At 52.0% G+C, this 26,019-nt stretch carries 19 protein-coding genes; 9 read left to right on the forward strand and 10 right to left on the reverse strand.

The genetic code is table 11. The features are described from left to right. Window positions 1-613: 613 nt before the first annotated feature. From AC6I7T_RS15565 to AC6I7T_RS15580, 4 genes are all read left to right on the forward strand, one after another. Window positions 614-1,006, forward strand: a complete 393-nt coding sequence (locus tag AC6I7T_RS15565; RefSeq protein ID WP_497794420.1) for a hypothetical protein — start codon at window positions 614-616, stop codon at window positions 1,004-1,006. Window positions 1,007-1,070: 64 nt separating this feature from the next. Beyond that, the gene (locus tag AC6I7T_RS15570) at window positions 1,071-1,679 is read left to right on the forward strand and encodes a hypothetical protein (RefSeq protein ID WP_497794421.1); all 609 of its coding nucleotides are present in this window, start codon (window positions 1,071-1,073) and stop codon (window positions 1,677-1,679) included. 77 nt (window positions 1,680-1,756) lie between these two features. Continuing rightward, a complete protein-coding gene (locus AC6I7T_RS15575; RefSeq protein WP_497794422.1) occupies window positions 1,757-2,338 on the forward strand; it encodes a hypothetical protein in 582 nt (193 codons plus the stop codon). Window positions 2,339-2,380: 42 nt separating this feature from the next. Beyond that, a complete protein-coding gene (locus AC6I7T_RS15580; protein ID WP_497794423.1) occupies window positions 2,381-3,079 on the forward strand; it encodes an aspartate/glutamate racemase family protein in 699 nt (232 codons plus the stop codon). A 126-nt stretch (window positions 3,080-3,205) separates the two neighbouring features. On the opposite strand, the gene AC6I7T_RS15585 is transcribed toward AC6I7T_RS15580, so the two are convergent. The 3 genes from AC6I7T_RS15585 to AC6I7T_RS15595 form a co-directional block, all read right to left on the reverse strand. Continuing rightward, window positions 3,206-3,442, reverse strand: coding sequence for a hypothetical protein (locus AC6I7T_RS15585; protein WP_497794424.1), 237 nt, complete (start codon window positions 3,440-3,442; stop codon window positions 3,206-3,208). Window positions 3,443-3,554: 112 nt separating this feature from the next. Continuing rightward, entirely contained in the window at window positions 3,555-4,325 is a 771-nt protein-coding gene (locus AC6I7T_RS15590; protein WP_497794425.1) for a class I SAM-dependent DNA methyltransferase, read from the reverse strand. Window positions 4,326-4,452: 127 nt separating this feature from the next. Further along, window positions 4,453-4,848, reverse strand: coding sequence for a nuclear transport factor 2 family protein (locus tag AC6I7T_RS15595; RefSeq protein WP_497794426.1), 396 nt, complete (start codon window positions 4,846-4,848; stop codon window positions 4,453-4,455). Window positions 4,849-5,013: 165 nt separating this feature from the next. On the opposite strand from AC6I7T_RS15595, the gene AC6I7T_RS15600 reads away from it, so the two are divergent. Both AC6I7T_RS15600 and AC6I7T_RS15605 read left to right on the forward strand, forming a co-directional pair. Continuing rightward, on the forward strand, window positions 5,014-6,069 hold the full coding sequence (locus AC6I7T_RS15600) for a glycosyltransferase (protein ID WP_497794427.1): 1,056 nt from the start codon (window positions 5,014-5,016) through the stop codon (window positions 6,067-6,069). A 406-nt stretch (window positions 6,070-6,475) separates the two neighbouring features. Beyond that, on the forward strand, window positions 6,476-8,590 hold the full coding sequence (locus AC6I7T_RS15605; protein WP_497794428.1) for a DNRLRE domain-containing protein: 2,115 nt from the start codon (window positions 6,476-6,478) through the stop codon (window positions 8,588-8,590). Between the two features lie 63 nt (window positions 8,591-8,653). On the opposite strand, the gene AC6I7T_RS15610 is transcribed toward AC6I7T_RS15605, so the two are convergent. Then, window positions 8,654-9,076 (reverse strand): adenosylhomocysteinase, encoded by a 423-nt coding sequence (locus tag AC6I7T_RS15610; RefSeq protein WP_497794429.1) that lies wholly within the window; start codon window positions 9,074-9,076, stop codon window positions 8,654-8,656. A gap of 844 nt (window positions 9,077-9,920) precedes the next feature. Between AC6I7T_RS15610 and AC6I7T_RS15615 the strand changes: the two genes are divergently transcribed. Together AC6I7T_RS15615 and AC6I7T_RS15620 are read left to right on the forward strand one after the other, a co-directional pair. Beyond that, complete coding sequence (locus AC6I7T_RS15615) at window positions 9,921-12,077, forward strand: DNRLRE domain-containing protein (RefSeq protein WP_497794430.1); 2,157 nt, start codon at window positions 9,921-9,923, stop codon at window positions 12,075-12,077. Between the two features lie 1,063 nt (window positions 12,078-13,140). Continuing rightward, window positions 13,141-15,057, forward strand: a complete 1,917-nt coding sequence (locus tag AC6I7T_RS15620) for a DNRLRE domain-containing protein (protein WP_497794431.1) — start codon at window positions 13,141-13,143, stop codon at window positions 15,055-15,057. An 84-nt stretch (window positions 15,058-15,141) separates the two neighbouring features. Here the strand turns inward: AC6I7T_RS15620 and ahcY are convergent, their stop codons facing one another. Further along, window positions 15,142-16,569 carry an adenosylhomocysteinase gene (ahcY, locus tag AC6I7T_RS15625; protein WP_497794432.1) on the reverse strand — a complete coding sequence of 476 codons (1,428 nt, stop codon included), beginning with the start codon at window positions 16,567-16,569 and terminating at the stop codon, window positions 15,142-15,144. Window positions 16,570-16,629: 60 nt separating this feature from the next. Here ahcY and AC6I7T_RS15630 point away from each other — a divergent pair, with 60 nt between their 5' ends. After that, on the forward strand, window positions 16,630-17,556 hold the full coding sequence (locus AC6I7T_RS15630) for an ArsR/SmtB family transcription factor (protein ID WP_497794433.1): 927 nt from the start codon (window positions 16,630-16,632) through the stop codon (window positions 17,554-17,556). Between the two features lie 73 nt (window positions 17,557-17,629). On the opposite strand, the gene AC6I7T_RS15635 is transcribed toward AC6I7T_RS15630, so the two are convergent. The 5 genes from AC6I7T_RS15635 to dnaG form a co-directional block, all read right to left on the reverse strand. Further along, window positions 17,630-18,145, reverse strand: coding sequence for a GNAT family N-acetyltransferase (locus AC6I7T_RS15635; protein WP_497794434.1), 516 nt, complete (start codon window positions 18,143-18,145; stop codon window positions 17,630-17,632). 9 nt (window positions 18,146-18,154) lie between these two features. Next, entirely contained in the window at window positions 18,155-20,374 is a 2,220-nt protein-coding gene (locus AC6I7T_RS15640) for an NHL domain-containing protein (protein ID WP_497794435.1), read from the reverse strand. 245 nt (window positions 20,375-20,619) lie between these two features. Beyond that, window positions 20,620-21,306, reverse strand: a complete 687-nt coding sequence (locus tag AC6I7T_RS15645; RefSeq protein ID WP_497794436.1) for a phage tail protein — start codon at window positions 21,304-21,306, stop codon at window positions 20,620-20,622. Between the two features lie 857 nt (window positions 21,307-22,163). Then, complete coding sequence (gene rpoD / locus AC6I7T_RS15650; protein WP_497794437.1) at window positions 22,164-23,852, reverse strand: RNA polymerase sigma factor RpoD; 1,689 nt, start codon at window positions 23,850-23,852, stop codon at window positions 22,164-22,166. Between the two features lie 411 nt (window positions 23,853-24,263). Then, the gene (gene dnaG, locus AC6I7T_RS15655; RefSeq protein ID WP_497794438.1) at window positions 24,264-26,018 is read right to left on the reverse strand and encodes a DNA primase; all 1,755 of its coding nucleotides are present in this window, start codon (window positions 26,016-26,018) and stop codon (window positions 24,264-24,266) included. Window position 26,019 lies beyond the last annotated feature (1 nt).

A 26,019-nucleotide genomic window follows, 5' to 3' on the forward strand; every position in this document is an offset into this window, starting at 1 on the left:
GCCCGTAGAAAGGCAAGATACATTGACAACCCTCGCAATCATGCCTATGCTGCTGGCAGAGCTTTGTTTAACAGCTGTTCGGAATCCTGAAAGAAGCTTCGATTGTCTGGTTAGCAGAGCTTTGCGCTGTAGTTACGGCGCCGAGTGTATCAAGAAAGTACAGTGCCCCTTAGCGGGGAAGCAATTGGTGCTGGAACACCGCCTGCTCCCCTAACCGCGAACCATCCACCTTGAAACGACAAGGAGACAGCCATGGCTGCATTTCAACTTAAATCCCACACGTCCCGGATGCAAATCCCTTCCACGACAGCAATCCCCAAATCAGTAAACTTCGGGCCCTCTTCGTAGCCCGGAATCCTTGTAAAACTCACTCCCAGCCCATGTTTGCACCGGTTTCCTAGGATACGTGTGCCTACATTCGTCTTCCCATTTCGGCTGACGTTTACGTTGCGTCTCTAGCAGACGCGGCTTCAAACGGCATCCAGCTGGGGAGGTACTGGACTATTTTTCTTCAAATCGGCCGCTTTCCCTGTTTCGCTACGGCTTCCGGGGCTTGTATGCGAACAGGGAAGACGCCCCACCAGTAGTAAAAAAAAAATGAATGGTGCCTTGGATGAACGTACGTGTATGTGAGTATCTCTGCGATCTGAACCAGCGCTACCAACAGATGCTGGATACGCTGCGGCAACTTGCCGTTCATCGCCAGGATCTGAAGGCAGAAGATTTTGCGCTTTATGAACTACGGCTCAAAGAGCTGCAATCCGACTCCAATGCTCAGGTTCTGGAGCAACTGCTCCGTACCGAACGCCAGACGTTCGACTCTCTCCACAAACAACGGACTGAACTCGAAAGGCAAGTCTCCACGACAGCAGAGGCAACTGCCGAAGAGAAGGAGCCTGACGGAGTCTTGCGCCGCTGGATGGAAAACACCCTGGAGTTCGCCGTCCGGGGAAAGCCTACGGAGCACTCACCCCGGCAAGCAGAAGCTGAGCGGAAGATACCTTGATAGAGAATTTCTATATGAGTTTTAGTCACCTTCTGGTACAACGACTGCCATGGGATATCTCGGGTTGTCGGGAACACCTTACAAGGAAGACAACCTCTTTCAGCGGCTCTTTTGGCCAAGCGATCACCCTGGAGAGGTAGACACTCTGGGGCAGCAGGGTTTCTGGGTCTGCTCCATTGTTGCCGTGCGTTCCTGCATCGTGCTCAGCCTTCAAGGACATTGGTTTGAGGGCTTACTGTCATTGGCCTTCTTCGGACTTGGAGGCATGGGAGTTCGCGAACACAGCAGGATGGCCGCTGCTCTGCTGGTTATCCCCTACGTGCTAATGGAAATTAATGGATTCCTGACCGGGCAACTTCCAGACCTGCTCGATCTGGCATTTGCGGTGCTGCTCATTGCAAATATACGCGGAACCTGGATTGCCAATCGCTGGGCACACCATGGGATTTCCGACGCATTTCCATCGGGGATGGAAGAAACCTTGAGTAATCGTCTGATCGACAAAGTACCCGCCCGAGTGTGGCCCAAAGGACAATGGGGCTTCCTTGGAGTAGCCGGTGTCTTTACGCTTTTATTGGTGACGGGAACAGCCGGGCTTATCCGTCATCCCAGGAAAACCTCTCAAGAACCACAAAAAACGATGACTTTAGAGGTAAAACCTCCAGCACGGTAGCTTCTTCGGTAGGAATGATGCCGGTAACGCGTATTTTCTCTGTTCGCTGCTGAGCTGTATCTGATACAAAATGCTCCATGGGAGATACAGGTCTGTCCGAACGCCCCCTGAAACGTGACAACTTCTTCCAGCGATTACTTTGGCCGAGCAATCAGGCCGGCCAGTCCGAAACCCTCGGAGAGCAGGGCTATCTGCTCTGTGCCATCGTTGCTGCAGTAGCAGGCACTGCGCTGGGATTCGAAAGGCAATATGCGGCATCTTTGTTGACCTTCGCCTTCTTCTTTCTGGGAGCCATCGGAGTCCGTGTCCATGAACCTCTGGTAGCGAGCCTGCTTGCGACGGGATATGTATTAACCACGGCGGCAAACTGGATTGCAGGAAGCCCTCCCGGTGTCTTCACGATTGCAGGAGCAATCCTGCTGATAGCCAACGTCCGTGTAACGGTCGTTGCTACCCGCTGGGCAAGACACCACGAGCATATTTCTCTCGAAAAGTTAAGTACCGACTGGAGTGAACGACTTCTGGATGAACTCCCTGCCTTCTTCTGGCCCCGAATCAAGATTGCCTTCCGTATCGTCGCTATTGTTTATCTTCTGTTAGTACTTATCGGAATAGCGACACTGATCTTTGGAAGAACTCATCTCCATGGCATCCGGTAACAGCAAACGAATCTTGGAAAATCATCTTTGCAGGATCACGGCATGACGAAGCACATTGGTATCGTTGGCTGCTCCGCTGAAGGAGCCGCTCTTTGCTATCGGACGATCTGCGCGGAAGGGTCGCAGTGGATGGGACCACATGCGCATCCCGAGGTCTCAATGCATACGCCATCGCTTTCCGCATATATGGAGGCCATCTATTGCGGTGACTGGCAAAGAGTAGGCGAGCTGATGCTGTCTTCGGCAGAGAAGCTCGCCAGGATGGGCGCCGATTTTTTGATCTGTCCGGATAACACCATCCATCAGGCCTTTGCTTATGTGGAGGCAAAATCCCCGCTGCCGTGGTTACACATCGTCGAGGCGGTTGCAGCGGAGGCCACCGCACGCGGTTATCATCGCCTGGGATTGACGGGAACTCAATGGCTGGTTGAAAGCGAAGTCTATCCCGAAAAGCTTAGCGCTCGTGGCTTGGCTTATTTACGGCCGGAAGCAGCACAACGTAAAGAGATCAACCGCATCATCATGGACGAGTTGGTCTACGGTATCTTCAAACCGGAATCCGTCTTCTACTTTCAGCAGGTCATCGAAAGGATGAAGGCAGAGGGCTGCGATGCTGTCGTACTTGGTTGCACCGAAATTCCGCTGATTATGAACAACGATAACTCGCCGCTACCCACACTTGATTCCACTAGATTGCTTGCCAGAGCAGCACTATGCCGTGCCGTTGAAGACCCGGCATAGAGTCGACAAAGCTAGAGCATTTCCCGAAAAGAAGTAGACCTAAGCAATAGAAGGTGGCGCGGCTTTCCGCCAAAGAAAGCCGCTCTTCACCCTACTTGGAAAGTTCACAGTATTTCGGGAAATGCTTTAAATCGGAAGATGGCGATGCAATCTGCGCGACTGGACCCTACGAACGCGATGGATAGAGCCGGAAAACGCACCACCCATTGCACAAAGCAGTGCAATCGCGACAAAGACACCAATCGTTATATAACGTGATCCGTTGCCGATTGTATTCAGCTCCCAGCGAGCCCAGATTGCCGCTAGATAGAACAGCACGGAGCTGACAAGGATTGCGATTAGAAATTTGCCGGTTCGAGCCATAGCGAGGCCCTCTCGGATAGAAGCATACCCCTGTTTTCTTGCGTGAGTGAGCGAAATTCTCTTCGCACCCTGGGGCACAATCCTGCGAACTTTTTGACACTCTGCCGGAGAGCTATTTCTCTTGCTTTCTGGCAATTACGACTGGCTGGTAAAAAGAGGTATCCCGGGTATCGAGCCAGGCAATCTGGGTAAAACCAGCTGTTTGCAGCGCCTGATTCAAGTCGTTGCTCAAAAGAGCACGATAAACGGCGGTGAAGTGCTTCACCTCCCAGCCGCTATCCGTCTTGAGCGTTATATAGAGATGCATGTCGTATTCGCTGCCTCTCCACTTCCATACCTGGTGAAGGATGCGCTGGTTGAGTTCTTGCCCATAAAACGCTGGCGGTTGAGAAGAAGGGCGGTTGGAGATGAGGCTGTCGTAGTCACGAAGGGTAGTAACCAGAATGCCCGAGGGCCTTAGCTTTTCAAAGATCTGCCCCAATGCTCGTTCCAAATCCCGTTGTGAAAGCAGATGGGGCAGAGCATTGTCAGCCGCAAGAACCGCATCGAAACCGGCCTCAGTAATTGCGTCCAGATCGCGCATATCTGTGCAGTAGAACGGGATATGGAGATTGCGTTGCTCAGCTTCCCGCCGGGCACGTTCTACGGCCCGGCAGCTCAGATCGGAAGCCACGACGGAATGGCCTCTCTGTGCCAGGCCAAGAGACTGCGTACCGATTCCGCAGGCACAGTCGAGCACTTGAGGCGTTGCCTTCCCCGTATAGCGCTCGATAAGCGGTCCCAAAATACTTGCCTGTCTGGCTATGCTCCGGCCCCAATCGTCGAAGAGCAGGTGATAGAACTCAGCTAGGTCGTCGTAAAAGGTCTCCGTTTGTTCTGCCATTTCTCTATGTAATAGAACATTTTCCGCACTTCTGCATTAATTTTCCGGAGATGAATTGATGATGCCGGAGTGGCGTGTGGATGGATAATTTCGTCACCGGCTCAGTTACTTCATTGCTACAGGAAAGCTAGCTCATTTGTACAACTGTCCCCTGATGGTAAATACACTTCCAACTTGCCGCGGTACGCTGCCATATGCTTGAGCGAAGAGTTTTGCGTGCGTTGTTTTGAATCAGCGAATAGGTAAGCAAATAGACATCGGATGATAGCCTTCGGCAATAGAAATCGCTTGTTTGCCAGTAATCGGGCTTCTGGTCTGTAAGGCGTTTTTCCAGTACATCGAGAACAAAGTTCTTCGAATAGCGTCGTCCCGAGGCCCCTACTTCCCAAAAGTCATCGACCACCATCTTTTCGAGGTCAAATCGAGTTTGCCCCAATTCCGGGCGATGAAAAAGCGGCTCAAGGCTGGCAAGTTCCTGCAAGATATCGAGAAGTTCCGGGTCTGTAATGAGCTTCGGTTCCATGTCATCAATATTATGGTCCCGGCGGAAGATCCGCTACTTGCGCGGCCTGTGGCTCGTTTGGCTTTTATAATCACTGGCTTTGAGTCCTCACTTCATCAGTCATCGCTTTTTCGATGCCTTCTTTACTGATAGGCTTTTTCTGCGCAGTGGCTCGTTGAGAAGAACATGTTGGAAACCTCTTGCCACAATATCGCCGTACTCATTCCTGCCTGGCGGCCAGGAGACCGGCTTGTCTCGTTAGTGAAGGCTCTCGCCGAAGCTGGAATCTCTTCGATCATTGTCGTCGACGATGGCAGCGGACCAGAGTTTGAACACATCTTTCACATGTTGGAAGTGCTTCCCGCTGTTTGTGTGCGGCGGCACGCCGTCAATATGGGGAAGGGACGCGCACTCAAGAATGGACTTAACTTCGTCCTGACAGAACTTCCGGAGATTCGCGGCATAGTCACTGCCGATGCCGATGGGCAACACACAGTAGAAGACATCCTGCATGTTGCTCAAGTCCTCCAGAGATCCGAACAATTTGTGCTAGGTACGCGAAGCTTCGATGGCAAAGTTCCACTGCGCAGCCGCTTCGGCAATACGGTTACGCGCTATGTTTTTCGAGTCTTCTCAGGACATAACGTCAGCGACACTCAGAGTGGGCTTCGGGGTTTTCCTCGACAACTGATTTCCGGATTGTTGGCCCTGAGCGGAGAACGTTACGAATACGAGATGAATGTACTGGCACATCTGTGCCGGCGTGGACTAGCACCGATTGAAATCCCTATAGAAACCGTTTATATCGAACAAAACAGGTCTTCTCATTTCGATCCCGTTCGAGATTCGATGCGGATCTATTTTGTTTTACTGCGCTTCTACACATCGTCTCTCATCGCTGCAGGAATCGATCTGGCTGTCTTCAGCATGGCATTCGCCGTTACCAAAGACCTCCCTTTTTCTTTCATCACAGGAAGGCTAAGTTCGCTGGCTAACTTCTTGTTAAATCGACAATTCGTCTTCCATTCCGAGGTATCTATTCCGGCATCGCTATGGCGTTACTATGCCCTGGTTATAGCTATTGGACTGCTCTCCTATGGAAGCATCAGAACATTGACTGGAGGACTACATTGGAATATGTATGCAGCAAAGATTCTCGTAGAGACACTCCTATCCTTTGTCAGCTTCTCGGTGCAGCGGACCTTTGTCTTCCGGAAACACCAGGAAATCTCGATTTATTGATCGGCAACAAAGCTCTCCTACAAGAAGAAATAAAAACTCCAGAATGCTCTAAGCATCTTTGCCTTCAGGATCTCCCGTAAAAGGTTACTGCGCTACCCTGGTAGCACTCATATCTCCAGAGAAAAATCCCCCAGCAGATTTATCCCATTTAGGAAAACCCTTGCCAAATTCGAGATCTTTTTCGAGTACCTTCGACGAAAAAGTCTAGGAGGTCCGACAAATTCGGATAATATAGTGACGCCAATCACACACGACAGCCCGAGAACAGTTAGGCGGCGGGTTTCAAAGCGGTGACAGATGGACGGCAAAGAGCTCTTGTGGTTCTTGTGTGTCTCCGGGTAAGCGCTTTGACTTCCCCGAAAAGATAGAGCATTTCAGGTTTCGTTGTAGAACATGGGAGTTTCCTTTGAAATATCTTCTTCGAGGTTGTCTGACGGTTCTGTACTTGGTAGTTGTCGCAGGGAATCCCTTGGCGCATGCAACCGAAGCGAGATTGGTAGCAGACGCGCATGTTAACTCTAGCCTCTCGGCAAACTTCGGCTCTCTCTCAAATCTGTATGTGGGGGGAGGAAACACAGCTCTCCTTCGCTTTGAGCTTGATACTCTGCCATCCGGGACGACCTCCAGTCAGATCTCTCGCGCTACTCTTACCCTTTTCGTCAACAGGGTATATGCCCCGGGTTCGGTTAGCGTGATACCAATCAATTCCTCGTGGGATGAGACTTCTATTTCCAGTCTTCCCGCCTTGGGTTCTTCTGTTACAAGCTTTTCGGTTTCCGCTCAAAGAGAGCAATATGTCAGCATCAATGTCACCTCTCTGGTCCAGAGCTGGGTTACAACTCCCAGTAGCAATTTTGGATTAGCTCTCAGCAGTAGCTCGGCTAATGTTCTCTTTGATAGCAAGGAAAACGATCAAACCAGCCATGTCGCACATCTCGACATCACGCTAAATGCCACTGGTCCTCAAGGAATTCAAGGTCCTACCGGACCCACCGGGCCACAGGGACCGCAAGGAACCGTAGGCCCCACAGGTCCAGTAGGACCTGCTGGTGCCGCAGGCGCTACTGGCCCGCCAGTTTCCTTCCAGGGACCATGGAGCAGTACTACCGCCTATAGCATTGGCGATGGAGTCTCGCTCAACGGTTCCAGTTGGATCGCCTTGACGAATAATTTCAACGTGACTCCAGGTTCCGACGGCACAGTTTGGGCATTGCTGGCACAAGCTGGGGCAACAGGTGCTACCGGCGCTGCAGGAGTTACAGGGCCTACCGGTGCGCAGGGAATTCAGGGTGTTCAGGGTGCAATAGGGGTGACCGGAGCACAAGGTATCCAGGGTGCTACGGGTGCTACCGGCGCTACAGGGACCACCGGTGCCACTGGAGCCACCGGACTCACCTTCCAGGGACCCTGGAGCAGCTCTGTGGCCTATAGCATTGGCGATGGAGTCTCGCTTAACGGCTCCAGCTGGATCGCCCTAACCGGCAATTTCAACGTGACTCCAGGTACCGATGGCACGGTTTGGTCGTTGCTCGCTCAGGCTGGCGCTACTGGACCAACTGGACCTACCGGTCCGCAAGGTCTCCAGGGCATTCAAGGTCTTGCAGGTCCTACGGGTGCTACCGGCTCCCAGGGTATACAGGGCGCGGCTGGGACAACTGGAGCCGCTGGGGCGACGGGGCTCACATATCAGGGTACATATAGCAGTGGGACCACCTACAACACTCGTGATGCGGTGACGCTAAACGGAACAACTTACATAGCTTTACAAAATGCCTTATTAGGCATAGATCCCTCGACAGATCCCGGAACGAATTGGGCCGTACTCGCCCTGAAGGGTGCAACGGGAGTTACAGGTGCTACCGGCTCCCCAGGAAGCCCCGGATCGCCTGGATCTACAGGTGCCACCGGAGCTACAGGCGCGACCGGCGCCAATGGTAACGGATTGGCTTCCGCCTGGTCTTCCTCGACGACCTATATGAAAGGAGCGTTGGTGACCTACGGGAGTGCAATTTTCTTGTCTCTGCAGGATAACAACACGAATAACGTTCCTGGAGCGGCAGGTTCTGAAACATATTGGACTGGAGTCATCCTAGGAACGGGCAGCAATCCGACGGGAGTTCCTTTTACAATCACATCACATCAAGCAGCTTCGGGATCTACCTTATACTTCAGCCCAACCCTGAGCTACGTCAACAGCGCGCTGAACAACGCGCAGTTGATAGCTATTATTCCCACAACCTGCATTCCCAGCTTCAGCATATACTCCGCCACGGGAGACAGTGCCTCAATCACATACAGTCTGAAGTCTGTTACTTTCAGCGGGGGCACTAGCTATTCAGCTAGCACGACGATTCTCTCTTGTAGCCTTACATCGAGTTCTACAAGCTCTCCTACATCCTGTACAGCTTCGGGTACTTCAAGCACCTTGATCAATGCAAACACCATGGTGACGTTTCAAGCATCTAGCACTCCGGGACAAACTGGGCCATTATTTACCACGTTTTCCTGTTTCCCTTACTAGAAGAAAAGCCTCACCGCATGGATTGCATACGGCGAGGCTTTCTTTTCGATTCCTGACTCGCTCTTAGTAACGATAGTGGTCGGCCTTATATGGACCTTCCACCGCTACACCAAGATAATCAGCCTGCTTTGGACTTAGTGTCGTCAATTTAACACCATCGGCCAGCGACTCACGGCATCCATAGAGATTATCGAACTTCGATTTTGTAACAGAATCGTTTACGTTGATGGCGGGTACTAGAAGCTTACCCTGTTCCTTCATCTTATAGAGGCGGTGGACACCGGTCGTGGTCTCTTCCGAAACGCCACGCCATTCCTTCACAATGTTGTGCCAGCGCTTCGGATCTTCCTTGTGAACCTTCTTGAGGAGATCCTTAATAACCTGCTCTTCGTGGCTGGTAGAAGGAGTGTTCACCCAGTTGTCTCCATCTTCCAACTCGTATCCCTTGTGGATCAGCAGAGTGACATCGCCGCCATCATCTACCACTCCGATGTATCCATTCCGAAGTCGTTATGGCGGTATTACGCACTGGTGGTAGCGATGGGATTACTCTCTTTCGGCAGTATCCGACTACTGAACAATGGACTCCATTGGAATATGTATGCAGCGAAGATCATTGTGGAAAACACTCTTGTCTCTGGTTAGCTTCTCGGTGCAGCGCACATTTGTCTTTCGCAAGCAATACGAGATCTAGACCGTGCGGTGGTTTTCGACCGTGTCCTTTGCACGATGACGTAAATGCACCTAACCGCAAACCGAGACTCTATAGCGTTTATTCAAAACAAAGGAAATAACAATCGGTAAAGCTCTTCCTTTCACGAGCGGCCGTTTCCCCTCTGCAGACAAAAACGCATCCGAATGAAGCGGATATTGCTATAAATTCTCTTTTCTTTGCAAGAATATAAGAGAATCAAAGAATAAATTTTCCCGGCACACAGGAGATCGTCCCAAAATATCGTTAACTCAATCAGGGTGTGCTATTTGAGGCGATCAAGGCCTAGGTGGAAATCCTGAAGAGTAAAGCTCGTAGAAGGTTTATGTACGGCCGTCACTCGCTCCATAGAGAGGTACAACAGAAAAAGATCTGCTTCTGTTTCAAAAATTCCTTTGATCTCCTATTTCAGGACATTTCAGGACATAACTATAGATAACCAGCAAGATTTATTTTGACATGGCAACGATATATTTGTACGGTTTCATTGCTGGAGACATCCAGACCCCGAAATTGAACCTATCGTATAACCAGATAGGTATCAACGTTCTGCTTTGACAAGACTTACGCAGCGCTCGCGCGTACGCATAACAGGCAAGATAAAGACAGGAGTCCCCCTTGAAGCGCTCTGCTGTTATTCGTTTGATTATTTTGTGCCTCGTGGTGATCGCAGGTAATCGTTTCGTCCACGCAACCGAAGCACGGCTGGTAGGGGATACCCACGTCAGCTCCTTAGGTGGTAACTATGGCGCACTCTCGAATTTGTATGTCGGAGGCGGCAACACCGCACTTCTGCAATTCGATCTCGCAGGCACACTGCCTTCCGGTATCACCGCAGGCCAGATCTCGCGAGCTACGCTGACTGTTTATATCAATCGTGTTTACACACCAGGAACAGTGAATGTCGCTCAAGTAAATAGTGCTTGGGCTGAATCTTCTGTCACTAGTCTTCCCTCTGTGGGATCCGCGATAGGATCGTTTTCGGTTTCCGCCTCGGATAGAGAACAGTATGTCAGCGTGGATGTAACGACCGCGGTACAAAACTGGATAACAACTTCCAGCAGCAATCATGGACTGTCCCTCAGCTCGTCCTCTGCCAATGTTCTCTTCGACAGCAAAGAGAACGACCAGACCAGTCATGCCGCACACCTCGACATTACGATAGCGGGAGCACAGGGCATTCAGGGTATTCAAGGGCCAATTGGACCGACAGGAGCTCAAGGACCAGCGGGACCACAAGGTATCCAGGGAGCAGCAGGATCACAAGGGCTTCAGGGGCCAGCAGGCCCTACTGGTCCTGCTGGTGCTACCGGCGCTACTGGTGCACCCGTTTCCTTCCAGGGCACCTGGAGCAACACCACCGTCTACAACACTGGTGATGCTGTCTCTTACAACGGTTCCAGCTGGATCGCCTTGACGAATAATTTCAACGTGACTCCAGGTTCCGACGGCACGGTTTGGGCATTGCTGGCACAAGCTGGGGCAACAGGCGCGACCGGCCCCGCAGGAGTTACAGGGCCTACCGGTGCGCAGGGAATTCAGGGTGTTCAGGGTGTAACTGGGGCTACCGGGGCACAAGGTATCCAGGGGGCGACAGGGGCAACCGGAGTCACAGGGGCAACCGGGGCCACCGGTGCCACTGGAGCCACCGGCCTCACCTTCCAGGGCCCGTGGAGCAGCTCTGTCGCTTACAGCGTCGGAGATGGAGTCTCGCTCAACGGCTCCAGTTGGATCGCCCTTACTGGTAATTTCAACGTAACTCCGGGCAGTGATGGCACTGTCTGGACATTGCTCGCTCAAGCAGGCGCTACTGGTGCTACTGGGGTTACGGGTGCTCAAGGCATTCAGGGTATCCAGGGTGCTACCGGGGCTACGGGTGCCACGGGTGTAGCAGGTGCTATTGGAACTACTGGGCCTACAGGTGCCACTGGCGCTACTGGTGCTACAGGTCTCACCTTCCAGGGCACCTATAGCAACACAACGACCTATAACAAGAACGATGCCATCGCGTTAAATGGCACAACCTACATTGCTGTGCAAGACCTCTTGTTAGGTGTCAACCCGGCAACAGACCCAGGGACGAATTGGGCCGTATTGGCTCAGGCTGGTGCTACCGGAGCAACCGGGGCGACTGGCTCCCCTGGCCTTACCGGAGCGACAGGGGCAACAGGTGGCACGGGTGCTACGGGTGCTGCGGGCGCAAACGGTACTGGATTGGCATCCGCATGGGATGTCGGCACTGCCTATACAGCCGGCGCAATGGTTACCTTTAACAACTCGATCTTCCTGGCTCTATCCGATAACACAGGTATCACCCCGGCCTCTACTGCGGCGGCAGGAATATGGATCGGAGTCGCGGTGGGTGCGGGGGACAATCCAGCAGGAATTCCTTATTCGATGGGAGCCCATAACTTAGCGACTTCCGGTACGAACTATGCCAGCCCGATAGGATCCGGCACGTTAAACGGTAGCATTGGTGCGACCAATACGGTAATTGCGCCGATTGCCTGTACCCCCAGCATGAAGATCTTCTCTTTCGGGCCGAACGGAGGCACCTTCACGCTTTATCAGGCGACAACCAATAACACCAGCAACGCATTTACCCAAGGAAGCTCGATTATGAGCTGTAACGTCGGAGGTGCGTCCTCGGGCGCCTCCCAGAACTGCTCGGTCACGAATAGCAGTCAGGTAAGCGCCGGCACCGTCATGACACTCAATGTTCCGAACCAGTCAAGCAATACTTCTCTCTTCTATGTGGTATTCTCCTGCTTCTAAAGCATTTTCTGAAATACTGTGAACTTTCCAACTTGAGTGAAGAGCGGCTTTCTTTAGCGGAAAGCCGCGCCAACTTCTATTGCTTCGATCTAAACCTTTTCGGAAAATGCTCTAACTGTTGCCGGCCAAAGCTTCGATGAGGAGCCTTGGCTGGTTTCAAAAAACACTACCTCCAAAAACCCACATCTCTATCAAGGGATGTGGGCTTTTGCTGCTTGCCTGATAAGGAATCTTGGATAGGTAAGATAAATGACTGAGAAATAATTCACTCCTGAAAATTTCTTCCATCTCAAAATGATTCTTCACTCACTCCCTTTACATTAACGCCATTATGTAGACATACTTTCCACTTCGGCAGAGAAAGCATATGCCGGGGCCTCGGATTCTATTGTTGAAATTCCCACTCTTTGGTGAAGGAATAGGACGGCGCTTCTCGTTGAAGACTGAGGAAGCAACCGTGCTCGACAGCTCATTTTTGTCTTACAACTCCGCTTCTTCTCGGTTTTGAAAATAGATTGCTATTTGTCTGACGAACGATACCGGACTCGGCCAAGGGAACTAGTTAGAACTACTGCTGCAATTAGAAAATGATAAGGGAAGGTCCCGAGTCAGTTGTAGCTGTCTAAGTTTTTTGCGCCTTGATCTTCATCTTTGCGGGCAGAAAAGCTCTAGAGCAATTGCAGCGTTACTATGTCCGATCGAAGTTTGGTTAAGAGCCGCTTTCTTTCCACCCCAGCAAACCAAAAAAGCGGGTTTGCTGGGACCCGGATTTGACGGAAAGCGGCGTCAGCCTTCCTGGTTCCCGGATACAGCTACGCTGAAATTGCTGTAGTCCTCGTTCATAGAAAGTGCACTTCGCAGGCATTGCCGGGAGATAACTCGCTGCTCTCGCCGCGCAGATTCCCTCTAACAACCGCTACAGCATTTTGGGATTTACTGTGGACTTTTCAAGATCAGCGCAGCTGGCGTTTTCTTAAGGGAAACGCCATTCAACTATAGCTGCTCCGGTCTACACAAAACCCGAAAATGCGATAGCGATTTTCCATGGAAATAGGAGCCTATCGTGAAACATCGCTTTGTAATCAAACTGTTTGTCATGCTCCTCATCGCCTTTGGCTACAATGTCTACGCCAACGCGACTGAGGCCAGACTGGCAGCAGATACTTTTGTCAGCCCACTTGGGAAAACGATAAATTTCGGAGAGATCGGTTACTTATACGTTGGCAGCGGCAACACCGCTCTCCTTCAATTCGATCTTTCCAATTTGCCATCCGGGCTTTCGGCGAACCAGATCGCGAATGCGACACTGATCCTTTACGTCAACCGAACATATACCAGCGGAAGCGTAAATATCGCCCCTCTAAATGCCGCATGGAGCGAGTCTTCCGTTACATTTAAGTCCTTACCCTCGGTTGGCTCTGTGGCAGCCAATTTTCAGGCTCCGCAGACAGGCCAATATGTCACAGTCAATGTGACCGCGTTGGTGAAAAACTGGGTGTCAACTCCCAGTAATAATTTCGGCCTTGCTCTTTCATCCAGTTCGGCGAATGTGCTTCTCGATAGCAAAGAGAATAGCGATACGAGCCATGCTCCGCTTCTTGACATAACCATTGCTGCAGCGGGAGTACAAGGAGCAACTGGACCGATGGGACCGCAGGGCCTGCCGGGAATCCAGGGACCGGCCGGACCTCAAGGGACTGCCGGTCCTGCAGGAGCTATTGGACCAGCGGGGCCGCCGATTACTTTCAAGAACACGTGGAACAGCGGAACCACCTATGCCATCGGAGATGCTGTCTCTGAAAACGGAACCAGTTACATTTCGTTGATGGCAAACAACTCCGGCAACGACCCAGCTGCAGATGGCGGAGTCCACTGGGCAGTGTTGGCGTTGAAGGGAGCCCCCGGAGCGACAGGAGCGATTGGCCCCCAAGGGATACCTGGGATTCCTGGAGCAACGGGACCAGCCGGAGCTAATGGTGCACCAGGGACCACTGGCCCGCAAGGTTTAGCTGGAGCGGCGGGAGCCACCGGACCTCAGGGGACACCTGGTATTCCTGGGGCGACTGGCCCGGCTGGAGCCAATGGTGCGCCGGGTGCTACCGGTCCACAAGGTGTAGCTGGAGCAACGGGAGCCACCGGACCACCGGTCTCCTTCAGGGGCACCTGGAACAACACCAGTGTGTATGCAGTCGGAGATACCGTCTATCTGAATGGCACAAGTTATATTGCATTAGCCTCCAATGCCGCTATATCTCCACCTTCGGACACAACGACCTGGGCCGTTTTAGCTCTCGGGGGCACCACTGGTGCTACCGGACCCGCAGGTACTCCCGGGATAAATGGCACCAATGGAATCAATGGAATCAATGGAGCTCCAGGCCCGACTGGTCCGGCTGGACCTGCCGGTGCAAATGGTACGGGCTTGGCCTCAGCCTGGAATTCTACGACGGCCTATACTGCCGGAACTCTTGTAACTTTTAACAATTCGCTCTTCCTGGCTCTCGCGGATAACACTTCGATTAAACCCGGAAGCAGCGCGGCAAACGGAATCTGGAGTGGAATCTCCTCAGGCACGGGACAGGCCCCCGCCGGAATTCCCTTCATAACCGGCGCTCACAACTACACCACAGGGAGCAATGTGTTTATAACTCCGGTAGGAAATGGAGCAGCTGTCAGCACCATATCCACCAGCAACACGGCTATTATTCCCGTCACATGCACTCCCAGTTTGACGATCTACTCCTTCGGACCTACTGGAGGAACCTTTAACCTCGATTCGGTAATCATGAATAGTACGGGGACTTCCTTTACTGAAGGGGCATCGCTTATGAGCTGTACTGTAGGCCCTTCAGTTGGCGGGGTTGTACAGACCTGTACTGCAACTCTCAGCAGCCAGATAGATGCCGGTACGGTGTTGACCCTAAATCCCCCGGCACAAGCCAATTCCAGTGCGTTCTACACAGCCTTTTCATGTTTTTAGAGCATTTGCATCTTGCACTAATAGCTCAATACAAAAAAACCTACACCTTATTGAGGTGTAGGCTTTTTGTAGTTGTTAGCTGTCCTAGTACCGATAATGATCCGCTTTGAAAGGTCCTTCTACCGGAACGCCGATGTAGTCGGCTTGCTTCTGACTGAGCGTGGTCAGCTTAACACCGATCTTCTCAAGATGCAGCCGGGCTACTTCCTCATCCAGTTTCTTCGGCAAAACATAGACGTCAACTTTGTAGGAGTCCTTATTCTTCCAGAGGTCGAGCTGCGCCAATGTCTGGTTGGCAAAGCTGTTACTCATCACGAAGCTGGGGTGTCCGGTAGCGCAGCCAAGGTTGACCAGACGACCTTCAGCCAGAACAAAGATGCAGTGTCCGTCGGGAAATTCGTACTTATCAACCTGGGGCTTGATGTTAACCTTCTTGGCTCCAGACTCCTGATTCAAACGATCCATCTGGATTTCGTTGTCGAAGTGCCCGATATTGCAGACGATGGCCTGATCCTTCATCTTCTGCATGTGCTCCATCGTAATGATGTCTACGTTGCCCGTGCAGGTAACGTAGATATCGCCACGGCCAAGGGTATCTTCAACAGTTGCGACTTCGAAACCTTCCATCGCGGCCTGGAGAGCATTGATCGGATCGATCTCGGTGACAATGACGCGAGCGCCCATGCCACGCAGAGAGTGCGCTGAGCCCTTACCCACATCGCCATAACCGCAGATGACAGCAACCTTACCGGCAACCATCACATCGGTGGCACGCTTGATACCATCGGCCAGTGACTCACGGCATCCATAGAGATTATCGAACTTCGATTTTGTAACTGAATCGTTAACATTAATGGCAGGAATCAGAAGCTTGCCCTGTTCCTTCATCTTGTAAAGGCGATGAACACCCGTGGTGGTCTCTTCCGAGACTCCGCGCCATTCCTTGACGATGTTGTGCCAGCGCTTCGGATCTTCCTTGTATACCTTCTTCAGGAGATCCTTGATGACCTCTTCTTCATGACTGGAGGAAGGAGTGTTCACCCAGTTGTCTCCATCTTCCAACTCGTATCCCTTGTGGATCAGCAGAGTGACATCGCCGCCATCATCTACCACAAGCTGAGGCCCTTTACCATTGGCGTGGCTGAGTGCCTGGTACGTACACCACCAGTACTCTTCTAAGCTCTCGCCCTTCCAGGCAAAAACCGGAACACCGGCAGCAGCAATTGCGGCAGCGGCATGGTCTTGGGTGGAGAAGATGTTGCAGCTCGCCCACCGAACCTCGGCACCGAGATCCACCAGGGTCTCAATAAGGACCGCAGTCTGGATCGTCATGTGAAGCGAACCGGTGATACGAACGCCGTCCAACGGCTTGCCCGCCGCGTATTTACGGCGGATGGACATCAGTCCGGGCATCTCATGCTCGGCAATAGAGATTTCTTTGCGCCCCCACTCCTTGAGTGAGAGATCAGCTACCTTGTACTCGGTAGCGGTTTGCTGCAACGTTGTAGCCATAGGGAAAGCACCTTTACATCGTCAAATCTTGATACATTGATATATTATAAATTCATTCGCATGGCGTCAATTGTCAAAACACTACGAGTACTGGCCGATCCCTATCGCCTTCGTCTTCTATTACTTCTGGAGAAGGAGGAGCTGTCGGTTGCCGAATTGCAGGACATTCTCGCGTTAGGACAGAGCACCATTTCCACTCATCTCTCTCAGCTAAAACACGCTGGACTGGTTGAAGACCGGAGGACCGGCAAAAACAATCTTTATCACCTGAAGAGAGACCGCGATACTCATGTACTCAAGCATTTGCTGGATCAGGCCTGCGAAGAAATACCCGAAGCACAACAGGACCGTGAAGGCCTGGAGCTGGTTCTCCGCAGACGCAGGGACAAGATGCGCGGCTTCTTTGACGAGATGGCGGGCCGCTTTGGGCGGACCTATTTGCCGGGCCGCTCCTGGGAGGGTTTGGCCCAAGCCTTGCTGAAATTGATGCCTCGCGTGGTTATCGCAGATCTGGGCGCCGGAGAAGGCACTTTTTCTCTGCTGCTGGCCCAGAGAGCCCAACGGGTAATCGCCATCGACAACTCCGACAAGATGGTGGAGTATGGCACAATCAACGCTCGACGTCTGGGTGTGGAGAACATCGAGTATCGAAAAGGCGATCTGGAACAAGTTCCGATCGACGACGCCACGGTCGATATTGTCTTCTTCAGCCAGTCTCTTCATCATGCTCTTCATCCGGAGCGGGCTATTGCCGAGGCTTGGAGAATTTTATGTCCCGGCGGTCGAATTGCAATCCTCGATTTGATGAAGCACCGTTTTGAAGAAGCTCGCCAGCTCTATGCTGATCTATGGCTGGGCTTCAGCGAGGTAGAAGCGGAAGCGATTCTCGAACGAGGCGGATTTCGCAATATTCAAACATCGGTTGTGCATCGTGAAGCCGAAGCCCCGCATTTTCAGACATTGCTGGCCGTAGGCGATAAGGAATAGCGAAGCCGTCCTACTCACCGTTTTCAGCCAGCCGGATTTTGGCACCCCTATCAGTGGATTGCTTTCTTAGTTTCTAGGTCGACCACTCCATTTGCACATAAACGGGATCTTGACGAATCAGTTGGAATCCCAAACGAACATATAGCCTTCTCGCCGAACTATCGCATGGCACCTGGAGAGTTATTTTCTTGCCTTCCGTCATCCCCCGCTTTTGCAAATCGGAGAGAACCTGAGTCCCGATTCCTCTTCTCTGATATGCGGGAAGTAATGCGATATCGACAAGGTGAATTGCCTTCTGCTGGTTGGAAATTAGCATTCGGCCGATAGAGACTTGATCCGGGTCGCAAATGATATTACTGACGGAGTCCGGATATGCCGTAGCATATCCGGCGTTTCTTGCCCGATACTGCATCTCGAGAAAAACCTGCTGTTGAGCTATATCCCAGCCCCAGGATCTCATCACCTCTTGTTGTTGAGCCATATAGAGCTGCAACAGAAAAGGCTCATCCTGGCTTCCTCTCTTCCGCAAATAGTAGCTCACGTTTTGTGTCTGAGGAATCATCATGTTCTCACCGCAGTCGCCAGGCATGTTCCCGTCTTATTGGATCGTCAAGGTAACAGAAGCAACGCGCTGCAACGTTGTTCCTGTATTCGTTGTTGCGCTTCCTATAATTGTGATGATGTAGCTCCGCTGTGTTTGCCCAAAGAATCCGCTACCCTTCGAACCGCAGCCACTGATTCCTAGAGAAACCAGTCCTGTCAAAATAACAAGTAAGAGAAGCAACGCTGTACGCGGCAATCCGGCTGCTGCACGGCGTATCCGTCTGGCTCCAAGCAAAGGAAGAAGTAGCAAGGCAGAGCCAACAGGGAACAGTGCCTTCGGTAGATTCGGATGCGTCAAAGCACTAACGTTCGAGGGACTTGAGGTCTTGACCGCCATCGTAAAGGTCGATGCGGTCAGACCCGGAATAACCGACGGCGGATTAAAGATCGCCACAGCACCAGGAGGAAGCCCTTGTGCGCTAAATACTACCGGCACCGTCATCGGAGTGTTCTGCGCTTGAATCGTAAAGCTATAGGTCGCAGTTTCACCTGGAGGAACCGATTGTGTAGGACCTCCGCTTCCACTGCCGCCACCACCACTACCGCCGCTGCCCCCACCGCCGCCGCTACCGCCACCGCCACCGGTGATCGGATCGATAGTGAACCCTGGAGAAGCAATGACGATTTGAGAAACCGCACTCGATGTGCTGCTGAGATAATTCGCGTCTCCGCTGTACTTCGCCGTAATGGGATGGCTTCCTGTAGCGAGAGAGCTGGTGGTATAGGTAGCCGAAGCACTTGAATTGAGGGTTAGAGTCCCAAGTAAGGTATCGGAATCATAGACCCCCACAGCCCCTGTCGGAATACCGCTCGTTACTGCAGCCACATTTACAGTGAAGACGATAGGAGTACCTTGATTCGCGCTTGCACTGCTGGAGGCCAGTGAAGTTGTAGTACCGGCGGGAACTGCTGTCCCACTCAGTAACAGTGTCTGTGGCACTAATCCGGAACCGCTGAAGACAACTGAGCCGGATGCCACTCCGGCAGTGCTTGGTACAAATGCAATATTTTCAGAACAAGAAGCACCGGCAGAAAGCGTGAAGGGGAGGGCGGAGCAGCTTCCTCCAACAATGCCAAAGGCTCCCGCAAAACTTGCCGTTTGAATTTGCAGCGATGCATTGCCGCTATTCGATAATGTCACGTTCTGGAACGAACTGATGCTTCCGACTGGCTGCGAGCCAAAGCTGAGCGTATTGGCATAAATCGTCCGGACCCGCTGGTTCAACTGATCCACTACAGCAAGCGTGCCTGGAGGCCCCACCGCAACCGAACGCGGCATATTCAGAGCAGATTGAGTTGGAGTCGAATTGTCTTTATTCTCAGCTTCCGATCCATTCCCGGCAATTGTTGTTATCACTCCGTTTGAAAGCTGTCGAATCCTATTATTCCGACTATCTGCAATATAGACATTTCCGGCGGCATCCACTCCTACACCACTGGGCATCGCTAAAGATGCTTGTGTAGCGGTGTTTGCGTCTCCTCCGTATCCGAAGGCATTCTTCGTTCCTGCAATGATGGACATTTGGCCATTGGTATCGACCATCCGAATCACTTGATTTCGCCGATCGGCGATATATACCCGTCCAGTGCTATCGACGGCGACACTGGAGGGGGAATCGAGAGATGCGGAGGTCGCACTGCCGCTATCCGCGCTAGATTGTTGTTCTCCATTGCCTGCAAAGGTCGTGATCGTTCCATCGGTTGCGATTTTGCGAATACGATGATTATTTGTATCTGCAATATAGAGATTTCCGGCTCTATCAGCTGCGACAGAAGATGGATAAGCTAGAGTGGCCTGACTTGCCGGTCCCCCATCTCCGGAAAACCCAAATGTGTCGGTTCCGGCGATTGTCGATATCGTCCCGCCACTTACTTTGCGAACTCTGTGATTCTGCGTGTCAGCAATATAAAGATTTCCTGCTGCATCCACCGCCACACCCATCGGCGTATTCAGTGCCGCACTGGTTGCAGCTCCACCGTCGCCGCTGAAACCCTGACTTCCCGTTCCGGCGACGATGGTTGCAGTTCCCGTGGCATCCACTCTACGGATGACATGGTTGTTTGTATCTGCAATATAGAGATTTCCTGTAGCGTCGTATGCGGCTGCTGCTGGATTTGCCAAGGCCGCATTGCTAGCAGGAATTCCATTAGCACCATTGCCGTAATCGCCCGTCCCAACTGTCGTGGATATCGATTGCCCAGGACTGATCGTCAATACTCCTTGCGCCTGGGAGAGAGACGATAAAGACAGAAAAAGAGCGCCGATCGCAAAAAATGAAAATGCTCTGCACTGAAGGAAAGAACCTGCTTTTCGAGTGCAGACATCTGCGGCACACTTGTCTTTCATATGTTGTGCCACCTGTTTTTTAACTTTTGCAACCCAATTCATACTGACTTGTGACCTTTCATTTTGCGATCGTGCTCTTGGTCTATCTACGACTTACACGCCCGGAGATCTTCTTAGCCGCGGGAGGGGAAGATTCCGTTGTAAGCAATGATGTAGTTAATAGCGACATATAGCGGTGTAGGTGCAAAGGGCAAGCTGTTGCCGGTATTTTGTACCGAAACCAATGTCGCCGTATCTCCGCTGTTGCTGGTCGTGCCCGACGCCTGACCTGTTGTTCCAGGTGTTTGACCGTCGCTGGGTGAAGTATTTTGAGCAGCCATCGAAGCATTATGTGCTGTCGAGTAAACGCCGGCCCCCGAATTGCCAGGATATTCGTTCATCGGCGTTCCGTCGGAGCCACCGGCATTATCGCATTGTGGCGCAAAAGGATGGGTATGCGCCGGAACCATAAAGGAATGAGTATGAATCGGCACGCTCACACTGTGGTTGTGCGTTGGCGAAGTCGCTAGGTGGCTATGAGAGGGCATGTTGTTTATTGTGAGTTGTATCTGCTCTACTCCGCCGATCTGGCCGATGTTATAGATCTGGCCCGATGGAGCCATTCCCACTCCGATGGGGAAACGTGCTTGGAGGTTCGGCAATTGAAAATTGCTCGTTCCATTCCCACCATAAAAGGTACCGATGATGGCAAATAAAGCCTGGTAAGAGGAGATCGGGAGTAGCTGTCCCTGGCATAGAAACCAGCCTGTGGGCGCGAAATTTCCGGTGAAGATTCTGATTTCTCCAATGAACGGATCCATTAACCCTCCTGGATTGAATACTGGTGTTTGGTTTCAAATCCACCCTGGAAGGGATTCCATCCAAACCAAGGTGCTGGTTGAGAACAACTCCTGTTCTCTTAACCAAAACGACGCAGTCTGATCGCAGCCTGTGTTTCTAAAAACAATCAACTCAGTCAGTAAATCAAGATAATGGTTTGTACTATCCATCTCTGCAGCCCGCTGTTTACCAACTCCGGGAGACTCATTACAAGATGGTGATCTGAATTGCTCTAACTAGAGCATTTCTCGTGTAGGTGTATACCAAGACTGGATTTTTGCAAGGCTTTTCCGTCAAGAAAAGCCAATCTTCGCTGCTCTTGGCACGTGCATAGCGACACGAAAAATGCTCTAAACCTGTCAAAAGCTTCTCCAGCAAAGGTCACCTTTGCCTGGTGAATAATACAGCTCTTCCGTTGGAAGGTCTATGCGAGATGCCCACAGAAAATGAAGATCATAAAACCTCCCTAAGATATCTGGCCTTGTCACTTAGTCTGCACCTACGATCTGACCCAGTTGTTTCATACAAGGGGAATCCGGGCCAGAAAAATACAGAGACAGCAACAGTGAATCTATCTAGGTGGAAACGTTGAGTGCAAGGGAAAACCTTTGAAGAAGCGGCCATTTGTCGGGGAATTGTTTCAAAACGATATTAGGATGGCGAGATCTCGGTTTGGCATCATTTCAATTACAGTACGGTTTTCCGCAAAGAGAATTTATCACCTCGCCTATTCCAAGCAAAACACAGATTTGAAGGATGTTAGTCACAGACGATATCTGTAGCTGGCATAAATAAAGCCGCCAGGATGGCGGCTTTATTTGATCTATTAAGCAGATAGCTACTGTTCGCGAACTCCGTCCACAAAGGCCTTCAGCTTGCGAGAGCGCGAAGGATGACGCAGCTTACGCAACGCCTTTGCTTCGATCTGACGAATACGCTCACGCGTAACCTGGAAGCTCTGACCAACCTCTTCCAAGGTGTGTTCGGAACCGTCTTCCAGGCCGAAGCGCATCTTGATCACGCGCTCCTCGCGAGGAGTAAGGGTGCGAAGGACCTGAGAGGTATACTCCTTCAGGTTCACGCTGATGACTGCATCGGAAGGAGATACAGCCTGACGATCTTCAATGAAGTCGCCAAGATGCGAATCTTCTTCCTCGCCGATCGGAGTTTCCAGCGAAATCGGTTCCTGCGCTATCTTGAGCACCTTGCGAACCTTGGCAACCGGGATATCCATCCGGCGTGCAATTTCTTCGCTGGTAGGCTCACGCCCCAGTTCCTGAACAAGCTGACGAGAAGTACGGATCAACTTGTTAATCGTTTCGATCATGTGAACAGGGATACGAATCGTACGGGCCTGATCGGCAATAGCACGGGTAATCGCCTGACGAATCCACCATGTCGCGTAGGTAGAGAACTTGTACCCACGGCGATATTCGAATTTGTCCACGGCCTTCATCAGACCGATATTGCCTTCCTGAATCAGATCCAGGAACTGCAGACCACGATTGGTGTACTTCTTGGCGATGGAGACCACGAGTCGCAGGTTAGCTTCAATCAGCTCGCGCTTTGCCTGCTCGGCATCCATATCGCCCTGGATCATCTCGCGCTGGGTGCGCTTCAGCTCAGCAATAGAAACACTGGCTTCTGCTTCCAGCTTTTCCAGATCCACCCGGCAGTTCTTCTGCTGGCGGCGGTATTCCTTCTTGAGCTCTTCACTCTTGGAGGTCTCGTGCTTGTGCTCCAGAGACTTAATCTGGCGCTCCAGAGTACGCATGCTGTCCACGGTCTTGTTGACCTTGTCGAGCAACCGCTTGCGTTCCTGGTTGGTGTACTTCAGCTCCCGAACGATCCGGGAAATATAGACTTTCTCACGAGCAATGGCCCAGCGAGTCTTGCGGGCTTCTTTCGCCTTGGCCTTGGTATTCAGGCCAGGAAGTTTCTCTTCGAAAGCGGCAATCTTTTTCTGGTGCTTAACCAGAGAATCGACGCGAGAAACGGTACCTTTTACGCGTGCCTGAAGAACATCTTCCGTGATCTCCTCTTCATCGAAGACCACTACTTCCTTTACATTACGAACGCCGCGCTTGAGGTCCTCACCAAGAGCTACGATCTCTCGAATCACGATAGGCGAGCGAGAGATGGCCTTCATGACTCGTAATTGCCCCCGCTCGATACGCTTGGCGATTTCGACTTCGCCTTCGCGGGTGAGGAGCGGAACGGTACCCATTTCGCGCAGGTACATGCGCACTGGATCATTGGTTTTTTCGAGAGTCCCCGGCGTCAGATCCAGTTCTACATCTTCGCCTTCTTCACCATCGAAATCCTTATCGGCACCAAACTTTGGGCCGCCTTCAAGGATATCGATGCCCTGAGTCCCGATGGTGGTAATCAGATCATCTAGATCGTCTGGTGAATGCAGATCTCCCGGCAGAAGGTCGTTGACCTCACCATAGGTCAAATACCCCTTCTCTTTGCCTGCGTCGATCAGTTTTTGAATATCGTCTTCGTACTTGTCTTCTATAGCCAAGCGGTCGTCTCCCCGCGGTTTTCTTTCTGGTCGATTTCTATAGTCGTGTGCTCGGAACAGGACAAGATGCGAAGCAGGCCGGAACGGCGTACCCAAGAGCATTTGCTCGTTTTATACGGGTGTGTGGACGCATGTCCTCCAGAGGTTGACAGAATACCATACATCAAGGTATGCGCACGTACGTATTTCTCCCGATTTGTCGCATTGTGCGCCTGACCTCAAGGTCCCTTGCTGTTGTTTTAGATGTATTTCACTGGCATTTTGTTTCGCTTTGGTTAGAAAATCCCAATTCCCGAAATTGTCCATTTATCCCGCATAGAGAAACTCTGCTGCGAGTACCTCTTTTGACGAAGGCAAATCAAAAGGGTTTTTCGAGAGAAGACCCTGTCCCAATAAACCTTTTGAAAACAACTACATCTCGCGCAGGTTGCGATCGATGGCCATCTTTTCCTGCGTAAGCTGAGCCAGGAGAGCAATGTCTCCTTTTCTCTCGGCAGCAGCAATCTCGGCTCGAAGAGCACGCTGACGGCGTTCCAGATACTGGATACGCAAGGTTTCGATTGTGGCCTGAGCCTCTTCCTGGCTCACAATGTCGCGCTCCTCCATCAGGACCTGGGCAAGCAAGGCTCGTTGCGATGGCTCCTCAATCACAGCCATGGGGTCACCCCCTTGCCTCTGGCATAGCCGTACCAGAACCGGGTACGCACTCAGGTGCTGAAAATACGCCGGGCTGGAGACCAATTCGGCACAGATAATGCCGTATCCCGAATCCTCGGACTCGGTACAGAGTGCACGAAGAAGGATCTTTTCAATTTCCGTTGCGGCAGAGACCTGAGGTGTAACCCGTTCCCGTCTCTTGAGTGCCGCCTGTCGCAGTTCTTCGAGTAAAACAGCGGAATCGATGGCCAATTTCTGCGCGGCATCGGCGACGAACTCGCCTCTCTGTAACGGAGTGGGCATCCGCCGGATATGAGGCAACAAATAGTTCATCGCTTTCAATTTGGTCTCGGCCGTGCCCCCGGGAAAGAGCGTTCTTGCTCGCTCGATCAGGTAGTCTGACTGCCGTCGGGAATTCCGCAACGCTCCCATATAGGCCTGAACACCTCGTTCACGAATGAAGCGGTCTGGATCGAGGCCATCGTCAAGCGTCACGATCTTTACGGTGAAACCTTCCTCGGTCAGTAGAGCAATGGACTTTTCAGCTGCATTGGCCCCCGCCGTATCGGGATCGAAGTTCACAACCACCTGTGAGGTAAAGCGCTTCAACAGATTCACCTGTTGCTCGGTAAAAGCTGTTCCGCTGGTCGCAATAACGTTCTGAATTCCGGCAGTAAACACGGAAATGCAGTCCATTTGCCCCTCAACCAGAAGTGCAAATTCGTATTGGCGGATAGGCTGCTTCGCCTTGTCGAGATTGAAGAGCACCTGCCCCTTGGAGTAGAGCGGTGTTTCCGGAGAATTGAGGTACTTCGGCCCCGCCTTCTCGCCTGATTCCAGGGCTCTGGCGGTAAAGGCAATAACACGCCCACTCTCGTTACAAATCGGGAAAGTTACTCGCTTGCGAAAGCGGGAGTAGAGCGTTCCAGCCGATCCATCCTCCTGCTCTTTCCAGCTGAAGAGACCGGAGAGACGCAAAAGTTCCGGCTCGGCCACGGGAGCAAGAACCTCGCGGAGTGCGTTGAAGTTGTCGGGAGCGAAGCCGATCCGGAAACGGGCGATTATCTCAGGCTTCAGACCACGTCCGGCTAGGTACTCTCGTGCCGCAGCGCCTTCTGTCGAACGAAGCTGCTCCTCAAACCATGCAGCTGCTCGTTCGTGCAGTTCCAGAAGCTTCCCACGTTGCCGGCCCTCCCGCGCTTCTTCAGGGGAGTTATATTCCCGCTTTGGTAAGGGAATGCCGCATTTCTGGGCAACAATTCTTACCGCATCCGGAAATCCGACGTTCTCAATCTTTCCGACAAAGGTAAAAACATCTCCAGAGATTCCACAGCCGAAGCAGTGAAAGAACTGCCTGGTTGCGTGGACGGAGAAAGAGGGACTCTTCTCTTTATGGAAAGGGCACAGCCCGGAGTAGTTCTGGGCTCCAGCTTTTTTCAAGCGTACATATTCGCCGATCACCTTTACGATGTCGGCCTGCTGCTTCACGGATTGTGCAAATTCTGACAAG

The organism is Humiphilus diazotrophicus (assembly GCF_059726315.1).

Coding starts and splice junctions, on each gene's coding strand:
- AC6I7T_RS15630 (WP_497794433.1), top strand. CDS start 16,630: ATGGCGTCAATTGTCAAAACACTACGAGTACTGGCCGATCCCTATCGC.
- ahcY (WP_497794432.1), bottom strand. CDS start 16,569: ATGGCTACAACGTTGCAGCAAACCGCTACCGAGTACAAGGTAGCTGAT.
- AC6I7T_RS15575 (WP_497794422.1), top strand. CDS start 1,757: ATGGGAGATACAGGTCTGTCCGAACGCCCCCTGAAACGTGACAACTTC.
- AC6I7T_RS15595 (WP_497794426.1), bottom strand. CDS start 4,848: ATGGAACCGAAGCTCATTACAGACCCGGAACTTCTCGATATCTTGCAG.
- AC6I7T_RS15585 (WP_497794424.1), bottom strand. CDS start 3,442: ATGGCTCGAACCGGCAAATTTCTAATCGCAATCCTTGTCAGCTCCGTG.
- AC6I7T_RS15635 (WP_497794434.1), bottom strand. CDS start 18,145: ATGCCTGGCGACTGCGGTGAGAACATGATGATTCCTCAGACACAAAAC.
- AC6I7T_RS15600 (WP_497794427.1), top strand. CDS start 5,014: ATGTTGGAAACCTCTTGCCACAATATCGCCGTACTCATTCCTGCCTGG.
- AC6I7T_RS15580 (WP_497794423.1), top strand. CDS start 2,381: ATGACGAAGCACATTGGTATCGTTGGCTGCTCCGCTGAAGGAGCCGCT.
- AC6I7T_RS15590 (WP_497794425.1), bottom strand. CDS start 4,325: ATGGCAGAACAAACGGAGACCTTTTACGACGACCTAGCTGAGTTCTAT.
- AC6I7T_RS15645 (WP_497794436.1), bottom strand. CDS start 21,306: ATGGATCCGTTCATTGGAGAAATCAGAATCTTCACCGGAAATTTCGCG.
- AC6I7T_RS15565 (WP_497794420.1), top strand. CDS start 614: ATGAACGTACGTGTATGTGAGTATCTCTGCGATCTGAACCAGCGCTAC.